Annotated in this window: 18 protein-coding genes and 1 riboswitch; of the genes, 10 read left to right on the top strand and 8 right to left on the bottom strand. The window is 69.8% G+C overall.

Annotated features, from left to right (window positions below; all coding sequences use genetic code 11):
* Window positions 1-4 precede the first annotated feature (4 nt).
* The 3 genes from ACFQZQ_RS08515 to metX are packed head-to-tail and all read right to left on the bottom strand — an operon-like array spanning window position 5 to window position 3,455.
* Window positions 5-1,162, bottom strand: coding sequence for a homoserine dehydrogenase (locus ACFQZQ_RS08515; RefSeq protein WP_386812322.1), 1,158 nt, complete (start codon window positions 1,160-1,162; stop codon window positions 5-7).
* Window positions 1,159-2,406 (bottom strand): O-succinylhomoserine (thiol)-lyase, encoded by a 1,248-nt coding sequence (locus tag ACFQZQ_RS08510; protein WP_386812321.1) that lies wholly within the window; start codon window positions 2,404-2,406, stop codon window positions 1,159-1,161. Before ACFQZQ_RS08510 ends, ACFQZQ_RS08515 begins: the two co-directional genes overlap by 4 nt.
* A complete protein-coding gene (gene metX / locus ACFQZQ_RS08505) occupies window positions 2,403-3,455 on the bottom strand; it encodes a homoserine O-succinyltransferase MetX (protein ID WP_386812320.1) in 1,053 nt (350 codons plus the stop codon). Before metX ends, ACFQZQ_RS08510 begins: the two co-directional genes overlap by 4 nt.
* A gap of 64 nt (window positions 3,456-3,519) precedes the next feature.
* Window positions 3,520-3,648, bottom strand: a riboswitch (SAM riboswitch).
* A 118-nt stretch (window positions 3,649-3,766) separates the two neighbouring features.
* On the opposite strand from metX, the gene ACFQZQ_RS08500 reads away from it, so the two are divergent.
* From ACFQZQ_RS08500 to ACFQZQ_RS08485, 4 genes are all read left to right on the top strand, one after another.
* A complete protein-coding gene (locus tag ACFQZQ_RS08500; protein ID WP_386812319.1) occupies window positions 3,767-4,879 on the top strand; it encodes a phytase in 1,113 nt (370 codons plus the stop codon).
* A 4-nt stretch (window positions 4,880-4,883) separates the two neighbouring features.
* A complete protein-coding gene (locus tag ACFQZQ_RS08495) occupies window positions 4,884-5,834 on the top strand; it encodes a peptidoglycan DD-metalloendopeptidase family protein (RefSeq protein WP_386812318.1) in 951 nt (316 codons plus the stop codon).
* A gap of 283 nt (window positions 5,835-6,117) precedes the next feature.
* The gene (locus tag ACFQZQ_RS08490) at window positions 6,118-7,722 is read left to right on the top strand and encodes a peptide chain release factor 3 (RefSeq protein ID WP_386812317.1); all 1,605 of its coding nucleotides are present in this window, start codon (window positions 6,118-6,120) and stop codon (window positions 7,720-7,722) included.
* A 40-nt stretch (window positions 7,723-7,762) separates the two neighbouring features.
* Window positions 7,763-8,290 (top strand): GAF domain-containing protein, encoded by a 528-nt coding sequence (locus ACFQZQ_RS08485; RefSeq protein ID WP_386812316.1) that lies wholly within the window; start codon window positions 7,763-7,765, stop codon window positions 8,288-8,290.
* Between the two features lie 308 nt (window positions 8,291-8,598).
* Here ACFQZQ_RS08485 and ACFQZQ_RS08480 read toward each other — a convergent pair whose 3' ends face one another.
* Both ACFQZQ_RS08480 and ACFQZQ_RS08475 read right to left on the bottom strand, forming a co-directional pair.
* Window positions 8,599-9,195 carry an aspartyl/asparaginyl beta-hydroxylase domain-containing protein gene (locus tag ACFQZQ_RS08480; protein WP_386812315.1) on the bottom strand — a complete coding sequence of 199 codons (597 nt, stop codon included), beginning with the start codon at window positions 9,193-9,195 and terminating at the stop codon, window positions 8,599-8,601.
* 44 nt (window positions 9,196-9,239) lie between these two features.
* Window positions 9,240-9,863, bottom strand: coding sequence for a sulfotransferase family 2 domain-containing protein (locus ACFQZQ_RS08475; RefSeq protein ID WP_386812314.1), 624 nt, complete (start codon window positions 9,861-9,863; stop codon window positions 9,240-9,242).
* A 96-nt stretch (window positions 9,864-9,959) separates the two neighbouring features.
* Here ACFQZQ_RS08475 and trhA point away from each other — a divergent pair, with 96 nt between their 5' ends.
* Both trhA and ACFQZQ_RS08465 read left to right on the top strand, forming a co-directional pair.
* On the top strand, window positions 9,960-10,661 hold the full coding sequence (gene trhA, locus ACFQZQ_RS08470) for a PAQR family membrane homeostasis protein TrhA (RefSeq protein WP_386812313.1): 702 nt from the start codon (window positions 9,960-9,962) through the stop codon (window positions 10,659-10,661).
* Between the two features lie 168 nt (window positions 10,662-10,829).
* Window positions 10,830-12,824, top strand: coding sequence for an AsmA family protein (locus tag ACFQZQ_RS08465; RefSeq protein ID WP_386812312.1), 1,995 nt, complete (start codon window positions 10,830-10,832; stop codon window positions 12,822-12,824).
* A 37-nt stretch (window positions 12,825-12,861) separates the two neighbouring features.
* Here the strand turns inward: ACFQZQ_RS08465 and ACFQZQ_RS08460 are convergent, their stop codons facing one another.
* Both ACFQZQ_RS08460 and ACFQZQ_RS08455 read right to left on the bottom strand, forming a co-directional pair.
* Window positions 12,862-13,293: a CBS domain-containing protein gene (locus ACFQZQ_RS08460; RefSeq protein ID WP_386812311.1), complete on the bottom strand. Its 432-nt coding sequence runs from the start codon at window positions 13,291-13,293 to the stop codon at window positions 12,862-12,864.
* Window positions 13,253-14,314, bottom strand: a complete 1,062-nt coding sequence (locus tag ACFQZQ_RS08455) for a glycosyltransferase family 2 protein (protein ID WP_386812310.1) — start codon at window positions 14,312-14,314, stop codon at window positions 13,253-13,255. Before ACFQZQ_RS08455 ends, ACFQZQ_RS08460 begins: the two co-directional genes overlap by 41 nt.
* 66 nt (window positions 14,315-14,380) lie before the next feature.
* Between ACFQZQ_RS08455 and ACFQZQ_RS08450 the strand changes: the two genes are divergently transcribed.
* Genes ACFQZQ_RS08450 through ACFQZQ_RS08435 form a run of 4 tightly spaced genes read left to right on the top strand, consistent with a single transcriptional unit; the run spans window position 14,381 to window position 16,488 of the window.
* Window positions 14,381-14,722, top strand: coding sequence for an ArsR/SmtB family transcription factor (locus ACFQZQ_RS08450; RefSeq protein ID WP_386812309.1), 342 nt, complete (start codon window positions 14,381-14,383; stop codon window positions 14,720-14,722).
* Between the two features lies 1 nt (window position 14,723).
* Entirely contained in the window at window positions 14,724-15,239 is a 516-nt protein-coding gene (locus ACFQZQ_RS08445; RefSeq protein WP_386812308.1) for an ArsI/CadI family heavy metal resistance metalloenzyme, read from the top strand.
* Between the two features lie 23 nt (window positions 15,240-15,262).
* Window positions 15,263-15,763: an arsenate reductase ArsC gene (locus tag ACFQZQ_RS08440; RefSeq protein WP_386812307.1), complete on the top strand. Its 501-nt coding sequence runs from the start codon at window positions 15,263-15,265 to the stop codon at window positions 15,761-15,763.
* Window positions 15,760-16,488 (top strand): aquaporin, encoded by a 729-nt coding sequence (locus ACFQZQ_RS08435; protein WP_386812306.1) that lies wholly within the window; start codon window positions 15,760-15,762, stop codon window positions 16,486-16,488. The genes ACFQZQ_RS08440 and ACFQZQ_RS08435 overlap by 4 nt, the downstream gene beginning before the upstream one ends.
* Here ACFQZQ_RS08435 and mtgA read toward each other — a convergent pair.
* On the bottom strand, window positions 16,467-17,198 hold the full coding sequence (mtgA, locus tag ACFQZQ_RS08430; RefSeq protein WP_386812305.1) for a monofunctional biosynthetic peptidoglycan transglycosylase: 732 nt from the start codon (window positions 17,196-17,198) through the stop codon (window positions 16,467-16,469). The genes ACFQZQ_RS08435 and mtgA overlap by 22 nt on opposite strands.
* Window positions 17,199-17,295: the final 97 nt, after the last annotated feature.

Below are 17,295 nucleotides of genomic sequence, written 5' to 3'. Positions count from 1 at the left end.
GGCGTTACCGGCCGGCGATGCGCAACACGTCGTCGAGCAGGCCCGCGGCGGTGACCTGCGCGCCGGCGCCGGGGCCCTGGATCAGCAGCGGCTGTTCGCGGTAACGGTCCGACCAGATCGCGACGCGGTTGTCGGTGCCGGTGCCGCCGGCGAGCGGGTGGTCGAACGCCAGGGTTTCGAGTCCGACGCGAGCCTGGGCTCCGCCGCACGCATCGCGCTCGAGCCGGGCGATGAAGCGCAGCTTGCCGCCGGCTTTCCAAGCCTGCGCGAAGCGCTCGCGCAGGGTGGCGTCGAGCGACGGCAGCGCGGCGTCGACCTCGCCCGCCGACAGCGCGGCCAGCTGCGGCGGCACCAACGAACTTACCTCGACCTCCCCGGCCTCCAACTGCACGCCCGCCGCGCGCGCCAGGATCAGCAGCTTGCGCCGCACGTCCTCGCCCGACAGGTCGTCGCGCGGGTCGGGCTCGGTGTAACCGGCCACGCGCGCCGCGCGCACGAACGCCGAGAACGGCCGCAGACCGTCGTAGTAGTTGAACAGCCACGCCAGCGAGCCCGACAGCACGCCGGCGACCGCATGGATGCGGTCGCCGCCGGCCTGCAGTTCGCGCAGCGAGCGCAGCAGCGGCAGGCCGGCGCCGACGGTGGCGCTGTCGCCGTACTGGCTGCCACCGTGCGCGGCCGCTGCCTGGATCGCCCGCCAGCGCGCCAGCGACGTGCCCTGGCCGAGCTTGCAGGCGGTCACGACGTGGATGCCTTGCGCGAGCCACTGCGCGTGTTGCCCGGCGACCGCCTCGCTGGCAGTGGCGTCGATCACGATGCGGGTGCCAAGCTGGCCCAGCGTCGCCACCAGCCCGTAACGTTCGGCCTTCGCGTCCTGTGCCTGCAACGCGTCGACGCCACAGGCCGGCGCTTCCGCCAAGCGCGCGTGGAACGCCGCCCCGGCCCGGCGCGGACACAACCCTCCGGCGTCCGCGAGCACGCGGCGCGTGTTGGCGACATGCACCAGCGATACGCGTGTGCCAAGCGGCGTACCCGACCACCCCGCCAACCGCGCCAGCACCGCGCGCCCGACCGTGCCGGTGCCGAGCAAGGCGACGCGAGCCGGCGCGGCGACGGCGCGCGCGTCTCGGGCGTGCTCGACCCCGGCAATGACCGCGCTCATTTCACCACGCGTTTCGAAGCGTCGATCACCAACTGCACCCGCTCCAGCGCGGCGGCGACATCGGCGCACAGGTCGTCCGCGTGCTCGATGCCCACCGACAGCCGCAGCAGGCCATCGCCGATCCCGGCCGCGACACGCGCTTCGGCCGACATCGCCGCGTGCGTCATCGTCGCCGGATGCGCGATCAGGCTTTCGACGCCGCCCAGCGATTCGGCCAGGGTGAAGCACCGCAGGCCGCCGAGGAATGCGCGCACCGCGGGCTCGACATCGGCATGCCCGCCACCGTCGATCTCGACGCTCAGCATCGCGCCGAACCCGTGCTGCTGGCGGGCGGCCACCGCGTGGCCCGGATCGCCTTCCAGTCCCGGGTAGTGCACGGCGCGCACCGCCGGGTGCGCGCCCAGCAACGCGACCAGCGCCTGCGTATTTTCCTGGTGCACGCGCAGGCGCGCGTCGAGCGTGCGCAGGCCACGCAACGTGAGGAAGCTGTCGAACGGCGAACCGGTAAGCCCCAGCGCGTTCGCCCACCACGCCAGCTGCTCGTGGTGCGCCGGGTCGCGCGCGACCACTGCGCCGCCGACCACGTCGCTATGGCCGTTGATGTACTTGGTGGTCGAGTGCACCACCAGGTCGGCGCCGAACGCGATGGGTTGCTGCAGCGCGGGCGACAGGAAAGTGTTGTCGACCACCGCCAGCGCGCCGGCCGCGTGTGCGGCCTCGATCACGAAGCGCAGGTCGGTGATGCGCAGCAGCGGGTTCGACGGCGTCTCGATCCAGACCAGCGCCGGCTTGCGCGCCAGCGCTTCGGTCAACGCACGCGGGTCGGTGAGGTCGGCGGTGACCAGCTCGAACGCGCCCTTGGCAGCGAGTGCGTTGAATAGCCGCCAACTGCCGCCGTAGCCGTCGTGCGGTACAACGATCCGATCGCCGGGCTTCAGGAACGCGTGCAGCACCAGCGTGATCGCGGCCATGCCGGTCGCGGTGACCACGCCGCCGGCGCCGCCTTCGAGTTCGGCCAGTGCCTCGCCGAGCAGGTTGCGGGTGGGGTTGCCGCTGCGCGTGTAGTCGTAGCGGCGCTTGTCGTTGAAGCCGGCGAAACTGAAGTTCGACGACAGCACGATCGGTGGCGTGACCGCGCCAAACGCGCTGTCGCGGTCGATGCCCGCGCGCACCGCCGCGGTACAGCGGTGCAGCGGGCGGTTAGCGGCCTGGTGCGGGCCAGGCGAAATCACGTGGGTGTTCATGCCGCCACCTCCGCGCAGTCCGACAGCGCCTCGCGCAGCACCGCGGCGACCGCGCCGTCTTCCTTGAGGAATGCGTCGTGCCCGTACGCCGAGCGCAGCACGTGCAAGCGGGTCTCCCCGCGCAGGCGCTCGACCAGCGAGTACGCGTCCTCCAGCGGCACCAGCCGGTCCTCGGCGACCGCGACCACGGTCACCGGCACCCGGATCCGTTCGGGCTCGACGCACTGCAGGTCCAGCGATTCGGACAGCCGCACGAACGCGGTCGGCGACGTGCGCGCCACGTACTTGCTACTGGCGTGGTCGAGGTAGTCCTCGGCACCTACGCGCACGTGGCCGTTGACGACGTGTGCCGCACCGAAGCGGGTCGCGAACTCCTCCGGCGTGCGGTAGCTCAGGATCGCCAGCTGCCGCGCCAATGCCAAGCCATGCGCCTCGTCGCATTGCAATGCGCCCAGCGCCACCGCCTGCCGCTGCACCGCGCGCCACGCGCTGGAGTACGGGTGCGACGTATGCGTGCCGCTGATCGCGACCAGCTGCTGCAGGCGGGCGCCGTGGCGCGCGGCAAACTGCAGGCCGACCATCGCCCCGTACGAACTGCCGACGAACGTGTGCAGGCGCGCGATGCCGAGCACGTCGAGCAGCGCCGCGACCGCGTCGGCCTGGTCGGCGGGGTCGATTACGACGTCCAACTTGCCGTCGCTGCCGAGCCAGTCGAACGCGACGACGCAGTGCGCGCGCGGATCCAGCGCGCGGCCGGCGCCGACCTGCGCGTCCCACCAGCCCGGTTCGGTGAACTGAATGCTCGCGGCGACGTGGCGGTGCGCGGAAATGCCACCGGCGACGAACACCGCCGGCTGGGCGAGGTCGCCGAGCAGCTCGTAGCGCAGCGCGATGCGCTGACGGCCGGCGTGGCGTAGCTCGAGTTCGACGAAGCGCTCGCCGCGGGTCGCGGCAGGCGCCGCGGTGCTGCCGAACCGCCGCAGCGCGGTGGCGAGGTCGACGAAGGCGTGCGGGGATTCGCTGCGGGCGGATTGGCTGGTCAGGCTCATGGCGGGCTTCCGTGGTGGCGGGGCCATCGAGCCGGCGTTGCCGCGCGCACCGGGGTGCACGACGCAACCATCTTCCGGTGGCTCCGCGCCGTGGGCGCGCGGATCACCGCAGGATTTGGCACCTGGCGCGGCTCGCGCTGCGCTGGTTGCCCCGGCTTCAAAGGGCCTGTCCCTCTGCCGGTCTCGATGGATGGCCGCAGTCTGCCAGCGGCTCGGCGCGTATGTCAATCGCTCTATCCGCATACAGAGATATGTAATCGCGGTCTCGATCGCGGTCGCCTATTCCGCGACGCCGCGAATACACTGCGACCATGAATCCCCGTCTGCTGAATGCGGCGCTGCTCGCCGCCCTGTTGAGCGCCTGCGCCACTACCGCGCCGCAACCCGACCCCACCTCCGTCGCGCATTCGACTCCAGTCCGGCCGCCCCCCGATTTGCTCACCGTGCCAGAGCGCTACAGCTCCGAGGACAGCACCCAGGACGAACTGGATTCGCTCGCGACCTGGCCGGCCGAGGACGGCCGCACCTGGCTGATCGCGTCGGCCAAGTCGACCCACCGGCTGGTGGTGTTCGATGCCGACAGCGGCGAGCGGCTGCGCACGTTCGGCGGCGAAGGCAACGGCCCGGGCCAGTTCAACCGGCCCAACGGCGTGGCCGTGCACGGCGACCAGTTGTTCGTGGTCGAGCGCGATAACCACCGGGTGCAGGTGTTCTCGCTGCCCGACCTCGCCCCGATCGGCAGCTTCGGCGGCAGCGAGTTGCGCAGCCCCTACGGCATCTGGCTGACCGAGACCGAGCCGGGCGAGCTGGAGGTCTACATCACCGACAGCTTCATGTACGGCAAGCGGTTCGATGAAGTCCCGCCGTTCGCCGAACTCGACCAGCGCGTGCGCCGCTACCGCGTCAAGTTCGACCAGGCCGGGCGGCTGATGGCGAACTACGGCGGCTCGTTCGGCGACACCCGCGAGGCCGCGGCGCTGCGCATGGTCGAATCGATCGCCGGCGATCCGGCCAACGACCGCATCCTGGTCGCCGACGAGGACCGCCGCCACGAATCGACGCTGCGCGAGTACACCTTCAGCGGCAAGTACACCGGCCGCAGCCTGCCGCAGGCCAGCTTCGGCGCCGAGGCCGAGGGCGTCGCGCTGTGGACCTGCCCGGACGGCAGCGGCTACTGGATCGCGGTCGACCAGCTTGCGCCGCTGACGATCTTCCACCTGTTCGATCGGGTCACGCTCGAGCCGCGTGGCAGCTTCCAGGGCCAGCTCACCGCCCACACCGACGGCGTCGCCCTGCACGCGGCGGCCACGCCGAGCTTCCCCGGCGGCGCGCTGTTCGCGGTCCACGACGACAAGGCAGTGACCGCGTTCGACCTGCGCGACGTCGCCAAGGCGCTGTCGCTCACGCGGGGCTGCATCGAGTAGCCCGATGCGCGCGCCCGCCTCCCTCGCACTTGCACTCGCGCTGGCCACCCTCGCCGGCGCGGTGCCGGTGGCCGATGCCGCCAAGGTCTACCGCTGGACCGACCGCAACGGCGTCACCCATTACGGCGACCGCGCGCCCGACGCGCCGCTGTCGCAGGTCAAGGTGATCCCGGTGCCGGTCGAGCCCGGCGCGATCGCGCGGCTGCGGGTCGAGGCCGACGGCCACCGCTACCTGGCCTGGGCCGACAACAGCCTGGCCGGGCCGATCGAGGTGATGCTGCGCTTCGGCCGCAACAACAACATGGCCGGCGACCCCGACCTGCCGGCACGCGCCACCGTCGGCGCGCGCGGCAGCACCCTGGTCGCGGTGCTGAGCACCGCCGACCCGAGCCGGGGCGGCGATTTCGAGCTGCGCATGGATAGCCTGCCCGGCGATCCCAGCGCGCGCCCGCGTGAGGTCGAGTACCTGCTGCCGCTGCGGCAGGCGAGCTTGCGCATCGACCAGGGTTACGGCGGCAGCTTCAGCCACACCGACCCGCAGAACCGCTACGCGGTGGATTTCGCCGCGCAGATCGGCACCCCGGTGCTGGCCGCGCGCGAGGGGACGGTGATGCAGGTCGAATCCGATTTCGAGAAGGCGGGGCTGAACCTGGAGAAGTACGGCGGCCGCGCCAACTTCATCCGCATCCTGCACGACGACGGCAGCATGACCCTGTACGCGCACCTCAAGGCCGACGGCGTGCTGGCACGGGTCGGCCAGCGCGTGCGCGCCGGCCAGCAGATCGGCCTGTCGGGCAACACCGGCTTCACCACCGGCCCACACCTGCACTTCGCGGTGCAGGTCAACCGCGGCATGCGGCTGGAATCGCTGCCGTTCCAGATGTCCGGCCCGGGCGGCCCGCTGCGGATCAGCGACGGCGGCAATGCCGCGCGCATGGTGCGCCCGGGCCGTTAGGCTCCCTCCCCCTCCGGGAGAGGGCTGGGGTGAGGGTTCGGCGAAGCGGCAGACCTTCGACCCCTCGCCGCAAACGATGACCTGACGCGAGCACGTTCGAGATCATCCCTTCGCCGAGCCCTCACACCCCAGGGGTGCTTCCTGCGGGGCGTCCGCCCGGAGCCTGTCCTGAGCAACGCCGAAGGGGACACCTTCTCCCGAGGGGAGAAGGGAAAAATCCCGGCGCCGGCTATAATCCGCCCCCTTCCCCGCTTCCCGACGCGCCTTCCCGCGCGCCGCGCCCATGTCCGACGTTTCCCTCGAAGCCCTGCGCCGCCGCACGTTCGCGATCATTTCGCACCCCGACGCCGGCAAGACCACGCTGACCGAAAAACTGCTGCTGTTCGGCGGCGCGATCCAGATGGCCGGCTCGGTCAAGGGCCGCAAGGCCGCGCGCCACGCGACCTCGGACTGGATGGCGCTGGAAAAGGAGCGCGGCATCTCGGTGACCAGTTCGGTGATGCAGTTCCCGTACGAGGGCCGCATCGTCAACCTGCTCGACACCCCCGGCCACGCCGACTTCGGCGAGGACACCTACCGGGTGCTGACCGCGGTCGACTCGGCGCTGATGGTGATCGACGTGGCCAAGGGCGTCGAGGAACGCACGATCAAGCTGATGGAGGTCTGCCGGCTGCGCGACACGCCGATCATGACCTTCATCAACAAGCTCGACCGCGAGGGTAAAAATCCCATTGACCTGCTGGATGAAGTCGAAAGCGTGCTCGGCATCCAGTGCGCGCCGATCACCTGGCCGATCGGCATGGGCCAACGCCTAAAGGGCGTCGTGCACCTGCTTACCGGCGAGGTCCACCTGTTCGAACAGGGCCGCAACTTCACCCGCCAGGACTCCACCATCTTCGCCTCGATCGACGACCCGGCACTGGAAGCCCGGATCGGTGCCGACGCGCTGCGCGAAGTGCGCGACGAACTGGAACTGGTGCAGGGCGCCTCGCACCCGTTCGACAAGGAGGCCTACCTGGCCGGCAAGCAGACGCCGGTGTCGTTCGGCTCGGCGGTCAACAACTTCGGCGTGCAGATCCTGCTCGACTTCTTCGTCCAGCACGCCCCGCCGCCGAAGCAGCGCGCGACCACCACCCGCGACGTTGCCCCCAACGAGGAGCCGCTCAGCGGCTTCGTGTTCAAGATCCAGGCGAACATGGACCCGCAGCACCGCGACCGGGTGGCGTTCATGCGCATCTGCTCGGGCAAGTTCAGCGCCGGCATGAAGGCGTTCCACGTGCGCGCCGGCAAGGAAGTGAAGCTCGCCAACGCACTGACGTTCATGGCCTCGGACCGCGAGATCGCCGAGAGCGCGTATTCCGGCGACGTGATCGGCATTCACAACCACGGCACGATCTCGATCGGCGACAGCTTCACCGAGGGCGAGCCACTGTCGTTCACCGGCATCCCGAACTTCGCGCCGGAGCTGTTCCGCCGCGCGCGCCTGCGCGACCCGCTCAAGCTCAAGCAGCTGCAGAAGGGCCTGGCGCAGCTGTCGGAGGAAGGCGCGACCCAGTTCTTCAAGCCGCTGATGAGCAACGACCTGATCCTCGGCGCAGTCGGCGTGCTCCAGTTTGAGGTCGTCGCCTACCGCCTCAAGGACGAGTACGGCGTCGACGCCAGCTTCGAACAGGTGGCGGTGTCGACCGCGCGCTGGATCCGCTGCGACAACGCGAAGAAGCTCGAGGAGTTCCGCGACAAGAACGCGAGCTACCTCGCGCTCGACGCGGCAGGCCACCTGGTCTACCTCGCGCCGACCCGGGTCAACCTGCAGCTCGCGCAGGAACGCGCGCCGGACGTGCAGTTCCTGGCCACGCGCGAGCATGCGCACGCGATTGCGCTCGACTGATGCAGCGTACGACCCCCTTTTCCGGCATCCTGGGCCATCAATGAGCAAGACCTACCGCGACCCGATCCAGACCCGCATCGAGCGCCCGCAACGCCTCGCGGCCGTGGTGCGCACGGGACTGCTGGACACGCCGCCGGAGCCCAGCCTCGACCAACTAACCGCGTTGGCGGCCCAGCGGTTGGGGGTCCCAGCCACCTTCATTTCCCTGGTCGATCGCGACCGGGATTTCTACAAGAGCCATTTCGGTTTCGGCGAGCCGCTGAACTCGGTGCGGCAGCTGGAAGGACGCACCTTCTGCCACTACGCGATCGGCTCCGACCAGCCGCTGGTCATCGACGACACCACCCGCGACCCGGTCTACCGCGATGTCCCCACGGTCACCACCTTGGGCGTGCGCTCGTACCTGGGCGTGCCCTTGGTGATGGAGGATGGCGAGGTCATCGGCAGCTTCTGCGCGATCGACTTCGAGCCGCGCCATTGGCGCAGCGAGGATGTGGCGACGATGGTCGAGCTGGCGCAGGCCACGATGCGCGAAATCCGGCTGCGCGTGGGGCAAGCCGAAGGCTGATCTTGCTGTTCGCGGTCAGCGCCCTGAGTTCGTCCAGCCCCGCACGGCGTGTCGGGCGTTCGCGCAGGGCACGCGGCGGTGCCGCGTCAGCGCCCTGCGCTTGTCCGGCCCCGCGCAGCGCGCGGTGCGTTCGGTGAGGCCGCGCGGCAATGCCGCGCAAGCGGCCTCACCTCATCCGGCCCGGCGCAGCGCGCCGGGCGTTCGCACAGGGCACGCGGCCGTGCCGCGTCAGCGCCCTGCGCTCTTCCGGTCCCGCGCAGCGCGCGGTGCGTTCGGTGAGGCCGCGCGGCAGTGCCGCGCAAACGGCCTCACCTCACCCAATCCGGGGCGGGTTGGTCGAGGTCGTAGTACTCGAAGATCAGGTGGATCCGGTCGCTGTCGCCGTTGTTCTCGACCGCGTGCACGGCCATATTGCTGACCTCGACCGCCTCGCCTTCGCCGAAGTGGTAGCCGACGCCGTCGACGAAGAACGTGACCCGGTCGTTGGTCACCAGCGGCACGTGGATCTTGTGCGGCCACTTCGCCGCGGGGTTGGCGTCGCGGTGCGGCTTGATCACCCCACCGGGTGCCATCCGCGCCAGCATCACCCGCGGGAACTGCGCGCGCGCGTACTGGTACGGCTGCACCGCCTTCGCCATCACCGGCTCCAGCAGCTCGCGCCATTGCGCCCACAGTGGGCGCTCGTAGGACTGGCGCCAGTCCTGGAAGCTGCTGACGAAGCGGAACACGATGTGGCGGGTGCGGTCGAGCGCCTCGAAGCGGTTGGGCTTGTCGGCGTTTTCCGCGTCCCACTGTTCTTCTGGAATCGCCAGCACCGCCGCCCGCAACGCATTGATATCGACATCGCCGAGCCGGCGGATCGAGGTGGTCTTGCGTGGATTGGGCTGGACGACGGTGGCGGGCATGGCGGCTTGGCGGTGGCGCTGGGATTCGCGATGAAAGTAACGGGTCAGAACTGGTAGCCGAACAGTTCGAGGTCGCGCGCGTACAGCTGCGCCACGCCGTCGATCAGCGGCTGGTCATAGTAGTCGCGGTAGCTGCCACGGCGCGAGCTGTTGACCTGCCCCAGCGCCGCACTGGGAATGCCGATGCGCGCGCATAGAGCGTCGTAGGACGCCTGCATCTCCTCGACCCGGCCGACCACGTCCGCGAGCAGCTGGCCGTCCTCGCCGGTCACGAACGTGTGCTGCGGCTGGAACAGCACGTGCTCCATCGGCCGCGCCTCGAACAGGATGTGGCGCATCACCTCCTGCGGCTTGGCCAGGAACGCGCCGTTGGCGCGGGTCATGAACGCACAGTACGAGACGAAGCGATCGAACGGATTGCGCACGAACGCGAACTTCAAATAGCCCGCGAACGCCTCCTCGCCGAGGAACGGCCGGATCTGCGCCAAGGTGATGTGGCCGTGCTTGATTGCGGCCAGCTCCTCGAACGGGAAGCGCTTGTTGACGAACAGCCCGACCTGCTCGAGGTCGTCGGCGCTGAGGTGTTCGCGCAACGCCTGGCGCACCGAGTGCGTGCCGGTCTTCGGGATCGCCGCGAACACGAAGCGGTGCTGGTGGGAAATGATCATGCGCGCGTTCGATGCAGGGATGCGCGCATGATAGGCAACGCGCGCCTGCGACGCACGACGCGGCATGCCCCCCGACCCCGCCAGGATGCGACAACGATGAGCAGCAGCCAGCCACCCGGTGATACCCCCATCGCCATCGGCAGCCCCGCAGACCCGGGCCACGGCCACGAACACCACCTGCGCGAGGAGTTCTACAACGCGTTGACCCACGGCCTGGGCGCGACCGCCGCGCTGGCCGGCGGCGCGGTGCTGATTTCGCTGGCGGCCCTGCGCGGCGACCGCTGGCAGCTGGTCGGCGCGATCGTGTTCGGGATCGCGTTGCTGCTGCTGTACCTGGCCTCGACCCTGTACCACGTGACCGCGCACCCGGTCGCGAAGGCACGCCTGAAGGTATTCGACCACTGCGCGATCTATGTGCTGATCGCCGGCACCTACACGCCATTCACCCTGATCGGGCTGCGCGGGCCGTGGGGCTGGGGCCTGTTCGCGGCGATCTGGATCCTGGCGCTGGCCGGAGTGGTGTTCAAGCTGTTCTACACCGGGCGTTTCAAGCGCCTGTCGACGTTGATCTACGTCGCGATGGGCTGGCTGGTGATCGTCGCGATCAAGCCGCTGTGGGGCGCGCTCGACGCGTGGACGCTGGGCTGGCTGTTCGCCGGCGGCATCTGCTACACCGCCGGCACGTTCTTCTACCACCGGCCGTCGCTGCGCTACTCGCACGCGATCTGGCACCTGTTCGTGATTGCCGGCAGCGTCTGCCATTACGTCGCGGTGATGGCGCAGGTCATACCGGGCTGAGGCTACGGCTTGGGGCGCCGTCCCGCTGAACCTCGCGCAACGAGTTCACCCCCGCTTGACCGCACGCCACCGATGGTGGGGGCTGGATCGACGCGGAACCATTGACATGCGCGCAAGACCGCACAGCTTCGCCCGCCTCGCTGCAGTTGCAACACGCCCGGCCAGGCCATGAATCCGACAGGCACGGGCACGCCTCAAGCCGGCCAACCCGCAGCGGCAAATGCCGGCCGTGCGGCGGCGCTGGCGCCTATAGCGCGTCATCCGTGGCTGACCGCATTGGCCGTCATCGTGGTGGGCGTGATCGTGCTGTTGTGGTTGTGGGACTGGAACTGGTTCAAGGGACCGATCGAACGCCAGGTGCAGTCACGCACCGGTCGCGAACTGCAGATCGGCGGCGATCTGGATGTCGATCTGGGCTGGGTACCCACGATCCGCGCCGACCAGGTGACGTTCGGCAATGCCGCCTGGTCCAAGCAGCCGACGATGGCCTCGGCGCAACGGGTCGAATTCGACATCGAGCTGCGGCCGCTGTTCCGCCGCAACGTGCGCATCCCCGAGCTGCGCCTGAGCCAGCCGGTGCTCAACCTCGAGGTCGGCCCCCAGCGCATCGGCAACTGGAAGTTCGGCGAGCCCGGCGGCATGCAGCCGCAGTTCCGGCGCGTCTGGATCGACGACGGCAAGCTCGCGTTCCTCGATGCGGCCCGGAAGACCGACATCCAGGTCGACGTCGCCAGCGCCCAGCCCAAGGGCGACGAGACTGCCCCGCCGATTACCGCCAAGGGCGGCGGCAGCTGGGAGGGCAACCGATTCACGGTCAACGGCCGCGCGCAGTCGCCGCTGGCACTGCGCGACCGCGAGAGTCCGTACCGCATCGATGCGCGCGCCAGCGCCGGCGCGACCCACGCCCATGCGCGCGGCACCTTGCTCGACCCGCTGCGGCTGCGCGACTTCGACCTGAAGCTGGCACTGCGCGGCAAGAACATGGAAGACCTGTACCCGCTGATCGGCGTGGCGACGCCGGCCACCGGCCCGTATTCGCTGGACGGCCGCTTCACCCGCGACCTCAAGAACGACCGCGTCACCTGGCACTACGACGGCTTCACCGGCAAGGTCGGCGACAGCGACCTGGCCGGCAGCGCCAGCGTCGAGACCGGGGGCAAGCGCCCCTACCTGCGCGCCAACCTGACCTCGAAGCGGCTGGACTTCGACGACCTCGCCGGTTTCGTAGGCGGCGCGCCGCAGGCCGGCGGCGGCGAGACCACCAACCCCGAACTGGCCGCCAAGGCCGCGCGCGACAAGGCCCGCCCGCGGATGCTGCCCGATACGCCGTACGAGCTGCACAAACTGCGCGCGATGGATGCCGACGTGCGCTGGAAGGCGCACCGCATCGACTCGCCGAAGTTGCCGCTGGACGACATGGACGCGCACCTCAAGCTCGAGGACGGCCTGCTGCGACTGGAGCCACTGAACTTCGGTGTCGCCGGCGGCGACATCCGCTCGATCATCCGCATGGACGCGCGCGAGGCCACCATCCGCACCCGCGCGCAGATCGCCGCGCGCGGCCTGAACCTGCCGAAGTTGCTGCCCGATGTGAAGCTCGCGCAGGACGCGATCGGCAGGATCGGCGGCGACATCACGGTCACCGGCAGCGGCAACTCGATCGCCAGGATGCTGGCCAGCGCCGATGGCGACATCGCCGTCGGCATGGGCCGCGGGCAGATCAGCAACCTGCTGATGGAACTGGCCGGGCTGGATATCGCCGAGGCGCTGAAGTTCCTGATCGGCAAGGACCGCAAGGTGCCGGTCCGCTGCGCGTTCGGCGACTTCGCGGTAAGCAACGGCATCATGACCACGCGCGCGCTGGCGTTCGACACCACCGACACCATCCTGATCGGCGACGGCACCATCAGCCTGCGCGATGAAACCCTGGACCTGCGCCTACGGCCGCGGCCCAAGGACCGCAGCCTGTTCGTGCTGCGCTCGCCGCTGCTGGTCAGCGGCACGTTCAAGGACCCGAGTTTCCGCCCCGACCTCAAGCGCGTCGGCCTGCGCGGCGCGATCGCACTGGCACTGGGCAGCATCGCGCCGCCGGCGGCGCTACTGGCGACGATCGAGCTGGGGCCGGGCGAGGACAGCAACTGCGGCGGGCGCTACGCCAAGTAGTCCCGCGCCAGGCGGGGCTGCCACAGGCGTGCCTGCTTCAGGCGTGTCTGATGTAGCGCTGCAGCTGGTCGAGTTCGAGCTGCTGGTCCTCGATCACCGCCTTGACCAGGTCGCCGATCGACACCACCCCCAGCACCTCGTTGCCGCTCGTCACCGGTAGGTGGCGGATGCGCTGGTCGGTGACGATCTGCATGCAGTGTTCGGCGGTGTCGTTGAGCCCGACGGTGACCACGTCGACGGTCATGATGTCGCGCACCGGCGTATCCGCCGACGAGCGCCCCTGCAGCACGATCTTGCGGGCGTAATCGCGCTCCGACAGGATGCCGACCAGGCGCCCCGCCTCCAGCACCAGCACCGCGCCGATGCGTTTCTCGGCCATCAGCCGGATCGCGTCGATGACCGGCACGTCGGGGCCGATCGCGAAAATCTCAGGCGCTTTTGCTTCGAGCAGTTGCCGCACGCTGCGCATGGCCTTCTCCTTCGAGCTGGGCTGGTTCGAGCTTAGTGGATCCTGGCGAGACGGGTTCGATCGGATCCTGCGCCGAGGATACTCCCGCCGCCGGTTGCCAGGCGTCGACGAGGTATAGCGGGCGCTGCTTGGATTCCTCGTACAGGCGTCCCAGGTATTCGCCGATCAGGCCCAGCGCGATCAGCTGCACGCCGCCGAGGAACAGGATCACCGCCATCATCGTCGGGTAACCGGCCACCGGGTCGCCCCACAGCAGCGCCTTGAGCACCACCCACACGCCGAACACGAACGCGACCAGCGCCGTCAGCAGGCCCGTGTAGGTTGCCAGCCGCAGGGGCGCGGTCGAGAAGCTGGTGATGCCCTCCAGCGCCAGGTTCCACAGCCGCCAGAAATTGAACTTGCTGCCGCCCGCCACGCGGGGCTCGCGGTGGTACGGGATCGCAACCCGGTTGAACCCTACCCAGCCGAACAGGCCTTTCATGAAGCGGTGGCGTTCGCGCAACTGCCGCAGCCCGGCCAGCGCACGCGGCGAGAGCAGCCGGAAGTCGCCGGTGTCGGCCGGGATCGGGGTCTTCGACAACCAGCCGATCACCCGATAGAACGCGTGCGCGGTAGAGCGCTTGAGCCAGCCCTCGCCCTCTCGCTCCATGCGGGTGCCGTGCACGTCGTCGAAGCCTTCGTGCCACTTGGCGACGAACTGCCCGATCAGCTCCGGCGGGTCCTGGCCGTCGGCATCGAGGATCAAGGCCGCGCCCTGCTCGACCTGGTCGAGGCCGGCGGTCAGCGCCGCCTCCTTGCCGAAGTTGCGCGACAACCGCAGCAACGCCACGCGCGGATCGGCTGCGGCCAGGCGCTGCAAGACCGCCCAGGTCGCATCGCTGCTGCCGTCGTCTACATACAGCACGCGCCCGTCCACCCCGGGCAGGGCGTCGAGGGCGGCGGCGATGCGCGGCTGCAGCAACGGCAGGCTTTCGGCCTCGTTGAAGGCGGCGATGACAACAGTGAGCGGGTCGCGGGTCATGCCCGGAATAGTAGCGGGCCGCCTGCAACGCTTGACATGATTCGATATTTCCGGAAATATCGAATCATGGATACCGACACCGCTTTGCACGCCCTCAGCGCCCTCGGCCAGGTGCACCGTCTCGCCGCGTTCCGCGCGCTGGTGCAGGCCGGCCCCGCCGGCTTGGCGGTCGGCGAGTTGCGCGAGCAGCTCGAGCTGCCACCGGCGACGCTGACCGCCCACCTCAACGTGCTGCGCAGCGCCGGCCTGGCCGGCGACGAGCGCGAGGGCCGGGTGATCCGCGTGCGCGCCGACTTCGCGCGCATGAACGCGTTGATCGCGTACCTCACCGAAAATTGCTGCGCCGGAGCCGGCTGCGCCGACGCCGCGTGCACCCCCGAACTTTCCGTCGACTGCAGGAGCTGCTGACATGACCGAGCCCACCACCCGCTTCCACGTGCACATCCACGTCGCCGACCTCGACGCCAACCTGCGCTTCTACTCGCAGTTGTTCGGTGCGCAGCCAACGGTGCGCAAGCACGACTACGCCAAGTGGATGCTGGACGACCCCCGCGTCAACTTCGCGATCTCCACCGACAAGGACGGCGCGCTCGGCATCGCCCACCTGGGCCTGCAGGCCGAATCCGAGCAGTCGCTCGCCGCGATTGGCGCCCGTCTGCAGGCCGCCGATGCGGTGAGCCTCGCCGAAACCGGCACCACCTGCTGCTACGCGCGCTCGGACAAGTTCTGGGCGCAGGACCCGCAGGGCGTGCAGTGGGAAAGCTTCCACACCCACGGCGACGCCACCACCTACTACGCCGATCCGGCCGGCAGCGCGGTCGAGCGCGACAGTTGCTGCGGCCCGGCCACGGCCAGCTGCGCGACCGCGTGCAGTGTGCCGCCGGCTGCGCAGGTCACCTCGAACGCCGCCGCCTGCTGCGGCTGACTCCCACTGCCCGAGACCGCCCCGTGACCGACCGTGTGTTCAACGTGCTGTTCCTGTGTACCGGCAATTCCGCGCGCAGCGTGATCGCCGAATCGCTGCTCAACGTGCTCGGCGAAGGCCGCTTCCGCGCCTACAGCGCCGGCAGCCACCCCAGCGGCGCGGTGCAGCCGATGGCGGCGGAACTGGCCGCGAAGATCGGCTATGACGCCAGCCAACTGCGCAGCAAGAGCTGGGACGAGTTCGCCGGCGACGGCGCGCCGCCGATGGACCTCGTGGTCACCGTCTGCGACAACGCCGCCGGCGAAGCCTGCCCGTTGTGGCTAGGCAGTCCCACCACCGCGCACTGGGGCGTGGACGATCCGGCTGCGGTCGTCGGCAACGAGGAATCCCGCCGCCGCGCCTACCTGCAGGCATTCACCGTCTTGCGTCGACGGGTCGAACTGCTGGTCGCGTTGCCGATCGACCAGCTCGACCAGCTCGCCGCGCAGCAGCAGATCCGCGCCATCGGCCAAGTCACCCCATGAAGGCGGGCCAGGCCGTCGTCGCCGAGTTCCTCGGCACCGGGCTGCTGCTGGCGATCGTGGTCGGCAGTGGGATCATGGGCGTGCGCCTGTCCGGCGGCAACGAGGCGATCGCCCTGCTCGCCAACGCCGCCGCGACCGCGGGGGGCTTGTATGTGCTGATCGTGCTGCTCGGGCCGATCTCCGGCGCGCACTTCAATCCGGCGGTCACGCTGGCGATGCGGCTGCGCGGCGAAATGCTGCCCGCGCCGTGGCCGGCCTACCTGCTCGCACAGGTGCTCGGGGCGATCGTCGGCGTGTGGCTGGCGCACGCGATGTTCGAACTGCCGCTGTGGCAACCCGGCACGCGGGTGCGCACCGGCTTCGCGCAGCACCTGAGCGAGGCGGTGGCGACGTTCGGCCTGCTGTTGACGATCGTGCTGGGCGCGCGCTTCCGACCGGCGGCGCTGCCGGCGCTGGTGGCGGGCTGGATCTTCGCCGCGTACTGGTTCACCGCCAGCACCTCGTTCGCCAACCCAGCCGTGACCCTGGCGCGCGCGCTGACGCAGAGCTTCGCCGGCATCCGCATGGCCGACGTCCCCGGCTTCGTGGTCGCGCAGGGCGTCGGCATGCTGCTCGCGCTGCTGGCGGCGCGTTTCCTGCTGGCGCCGCTGCCTGGCTCGCTACGCGGCCAGCCGGAAGACACGCCGCTGGCGCAACCCCCGGCTCAGTCCAGCGACTTGAGGTAAGCCGCGCCGCCGATGTAGCGCATCTGCCGCTGGATCGCCTTGCTGCGGCGCTGCACGTACGGCCCGGGGCGCGCGATGCTGTAGCGCTTCGGGTTCGGCAGTACCGCCGCCATGCGCGCCGCCTGCGCTGGGCCGAGGTTCCTGGCGTTGGTGCGGTAATAGGTGCGGGCCGCGGCCTGTGCGCCGTACACGCCGTCGCCGAACTCGGCGATGTTGGCGTACACCTCGAGGATCCGCTGCTTCGGCCACAACGCCTCGATCAGCAGCGTGTACCAGGCCTCGATGCCCTTGCGCACCCAGCTGCGGCCGCTCCACAGGAACAGGTTCTTCGCCGTCTGCTGGCTGATCGTGCTGCCGCCGCGTACCTTGCGGCCGCGGGCGTTGTTCTTGCGGGCCTTCTCGATCGCCTTGAGGTCGAAGCCGAAATGGTTGGCGAAGTTCTGGTCCTCCGATGCGACCAGCGCCAGCGGCACGCTGTGGGAGATTTCGTCCAGGTCGCGCCAGTCGTAGGCCACGCGGAAGCGCCAGTCGCCCGAACCCCAGGCCTGCGCCTGCCTGATCGCCATGAACGTACTGAACGGCGGGTCGATGAAGCGCAGCGCCAGCACCTGCAGCACCGACGCCAGCGCGAACAGGAACGGCAACGCCAGCAGCCAACGCCACCAGCGACGCCGCTTGCGTGGCTTGCCCCCCCTACCTGGATCGCTCATGCCTTGCACCGATTGCTTGCCGACCCCATCTTTCGCCCCGTTGCTTCACCAGTCCGCCTGCATTATCCGCGATGCACACCCATTCGCCGCACGAGTT

It is taken from the genome of Lysobacter koreensis, assembly GCF_042677045.1.
GTDB lineage: Bacteria > Pseudomonadota > Gammaproteobacteria > Xanthomonadales > Xanthomonadaceae > Lysobacter_K > Lysobacter_K koreensis.
This window is presented reverse-complemented; position numbering and strand designations above follow the sequence as displayed.

Excerpts from the sequence above, each read along its gene's own strand:
- ACFQZQ_RS08515 (WP_386812322.1), bottom strand. The coding sequence starts at position 1,162 with ATGAGCGCGGTCATTGCCGGGGTCGAGCACGCCCGAGACGCGCGCGCC.
- ACFQZQ_RS08510 (WP_386812321.1), bottom strand. The coding sequence starts at position 2,406 with ATGAACACCCACGTGATTTCGCCTGGCCCGCACCAGGCCGCTAACCGC.
- metX (WP_386812320.1), bottom strand. The coding sequence starts at position 3,455 with ATGAGCCTGACCAGCCAATCCGCCCGCAGCGAATCCCCGCACGCCTTC.
- ACFQZQ_RS08500 (WP_386812319.1), top strand. The coding sequence starts at position 3,767 with ATGAATCCCCGTCTGCTGAATGCGGCGCTGCTCGCCGCCCTGTTGAGC.
- ACFQZQ_RS08495 (WP_386812318.1), top strand. The coding sequence starts at position 4,884 with ATGCGCGCGCCCGCCTCCCTCGCACTTGCACTCGCGCTGGCCACCCTC.
- ACFQZQ_RS08490 (WP_386812317.1), top strand. The coding sequence starts at position 6,118 with ATGTCCGACGTTTCCCTCGAAGCCCTGCGCCGCCGCACGTTCGCGATC.
- ACFQZQ_RS08485 (WP_386812316.1), top strand. The coding sequence starts at position 7,763 with ATGAGCAAGACCTACCGCGACCCGATCCAGACCCGCATCGAGCGCCCG.
- ACFQZQ_RS08480 (WP_386812315.1), bottom strand. The coding sequence starts at position 9,195 with ATGCCCGCCACCGTCGTCCAGCCCAATCCACGCAAGACCACCTCGATC.
- ACFQZQ_RS08475 (WP_386812314.1), bottom strand. The coding sequence starts at position 9,863 with ATGATCATTTCCCACCAGCACCGCTTCGTGTTCGCGGCGATCCCGAAG.
- trhA (WP_386812313.1), top strand. The coding sequence starts at position 9,960 with ATGAGCAGCAGCCAGCCACCCGGTGATACCCCCATCGCCATCGGCAGC.
- ACFQZQ_RS08465 (WP_386812312.1), top strand. The coding sequence starts at position 10,830 with ATGAATCCGACAGGCACGGGCACGCCTCAAGCCGGCCAACCCGCAGCG.
- ACFQZQ_RS08460 (WP_386812311.1), bottom strand. The coding sequence starts at position 13,293 with ATGCGCAGCGTGCGGCAACTGCTCGAAGCAAAAGCGCCTGAGATTTTC.
- ACFQZQ_RS08455 (WP_386812310.1), bottom strand. The coding sequence starts at position 14,314 with ATGACCCGCGACCCGCTCACTGTTGTCATCGCCGCCTTCAACGAGGCC.
- ACFQZQ_RS08450 (WP_386812309.1), top strand. The coding sequence starts at position 14,381 with ATGGATACCGACACCGCTTTGCACGCCCTCAGCGCCCTCGGCCAGGTG.
- ACFQZQ_RS08445 (WP_386812308.1), top strand. The coding sequence starts at position 14,724 with ATGACCGAGCCCACCACCCGCTTCCACGTGCACATCCACGTCGCCGAC.
- ACFQZQ_RS08435 (WP_386812306.1), top strand. The coding sequence starts at position 15,760 with ATGAAGGCGGGCCAGGCCGTCGTCGCCGAGTTCCTCGGCACCGGGCTG.
- mtgA (WP_386812305.1), bottom strand. The coding sequence starts at position 17,198 with ATGAGCGATCCAGGTAGGGGGGGCAAGCCACGCAAGCGGCGTCGCTGG.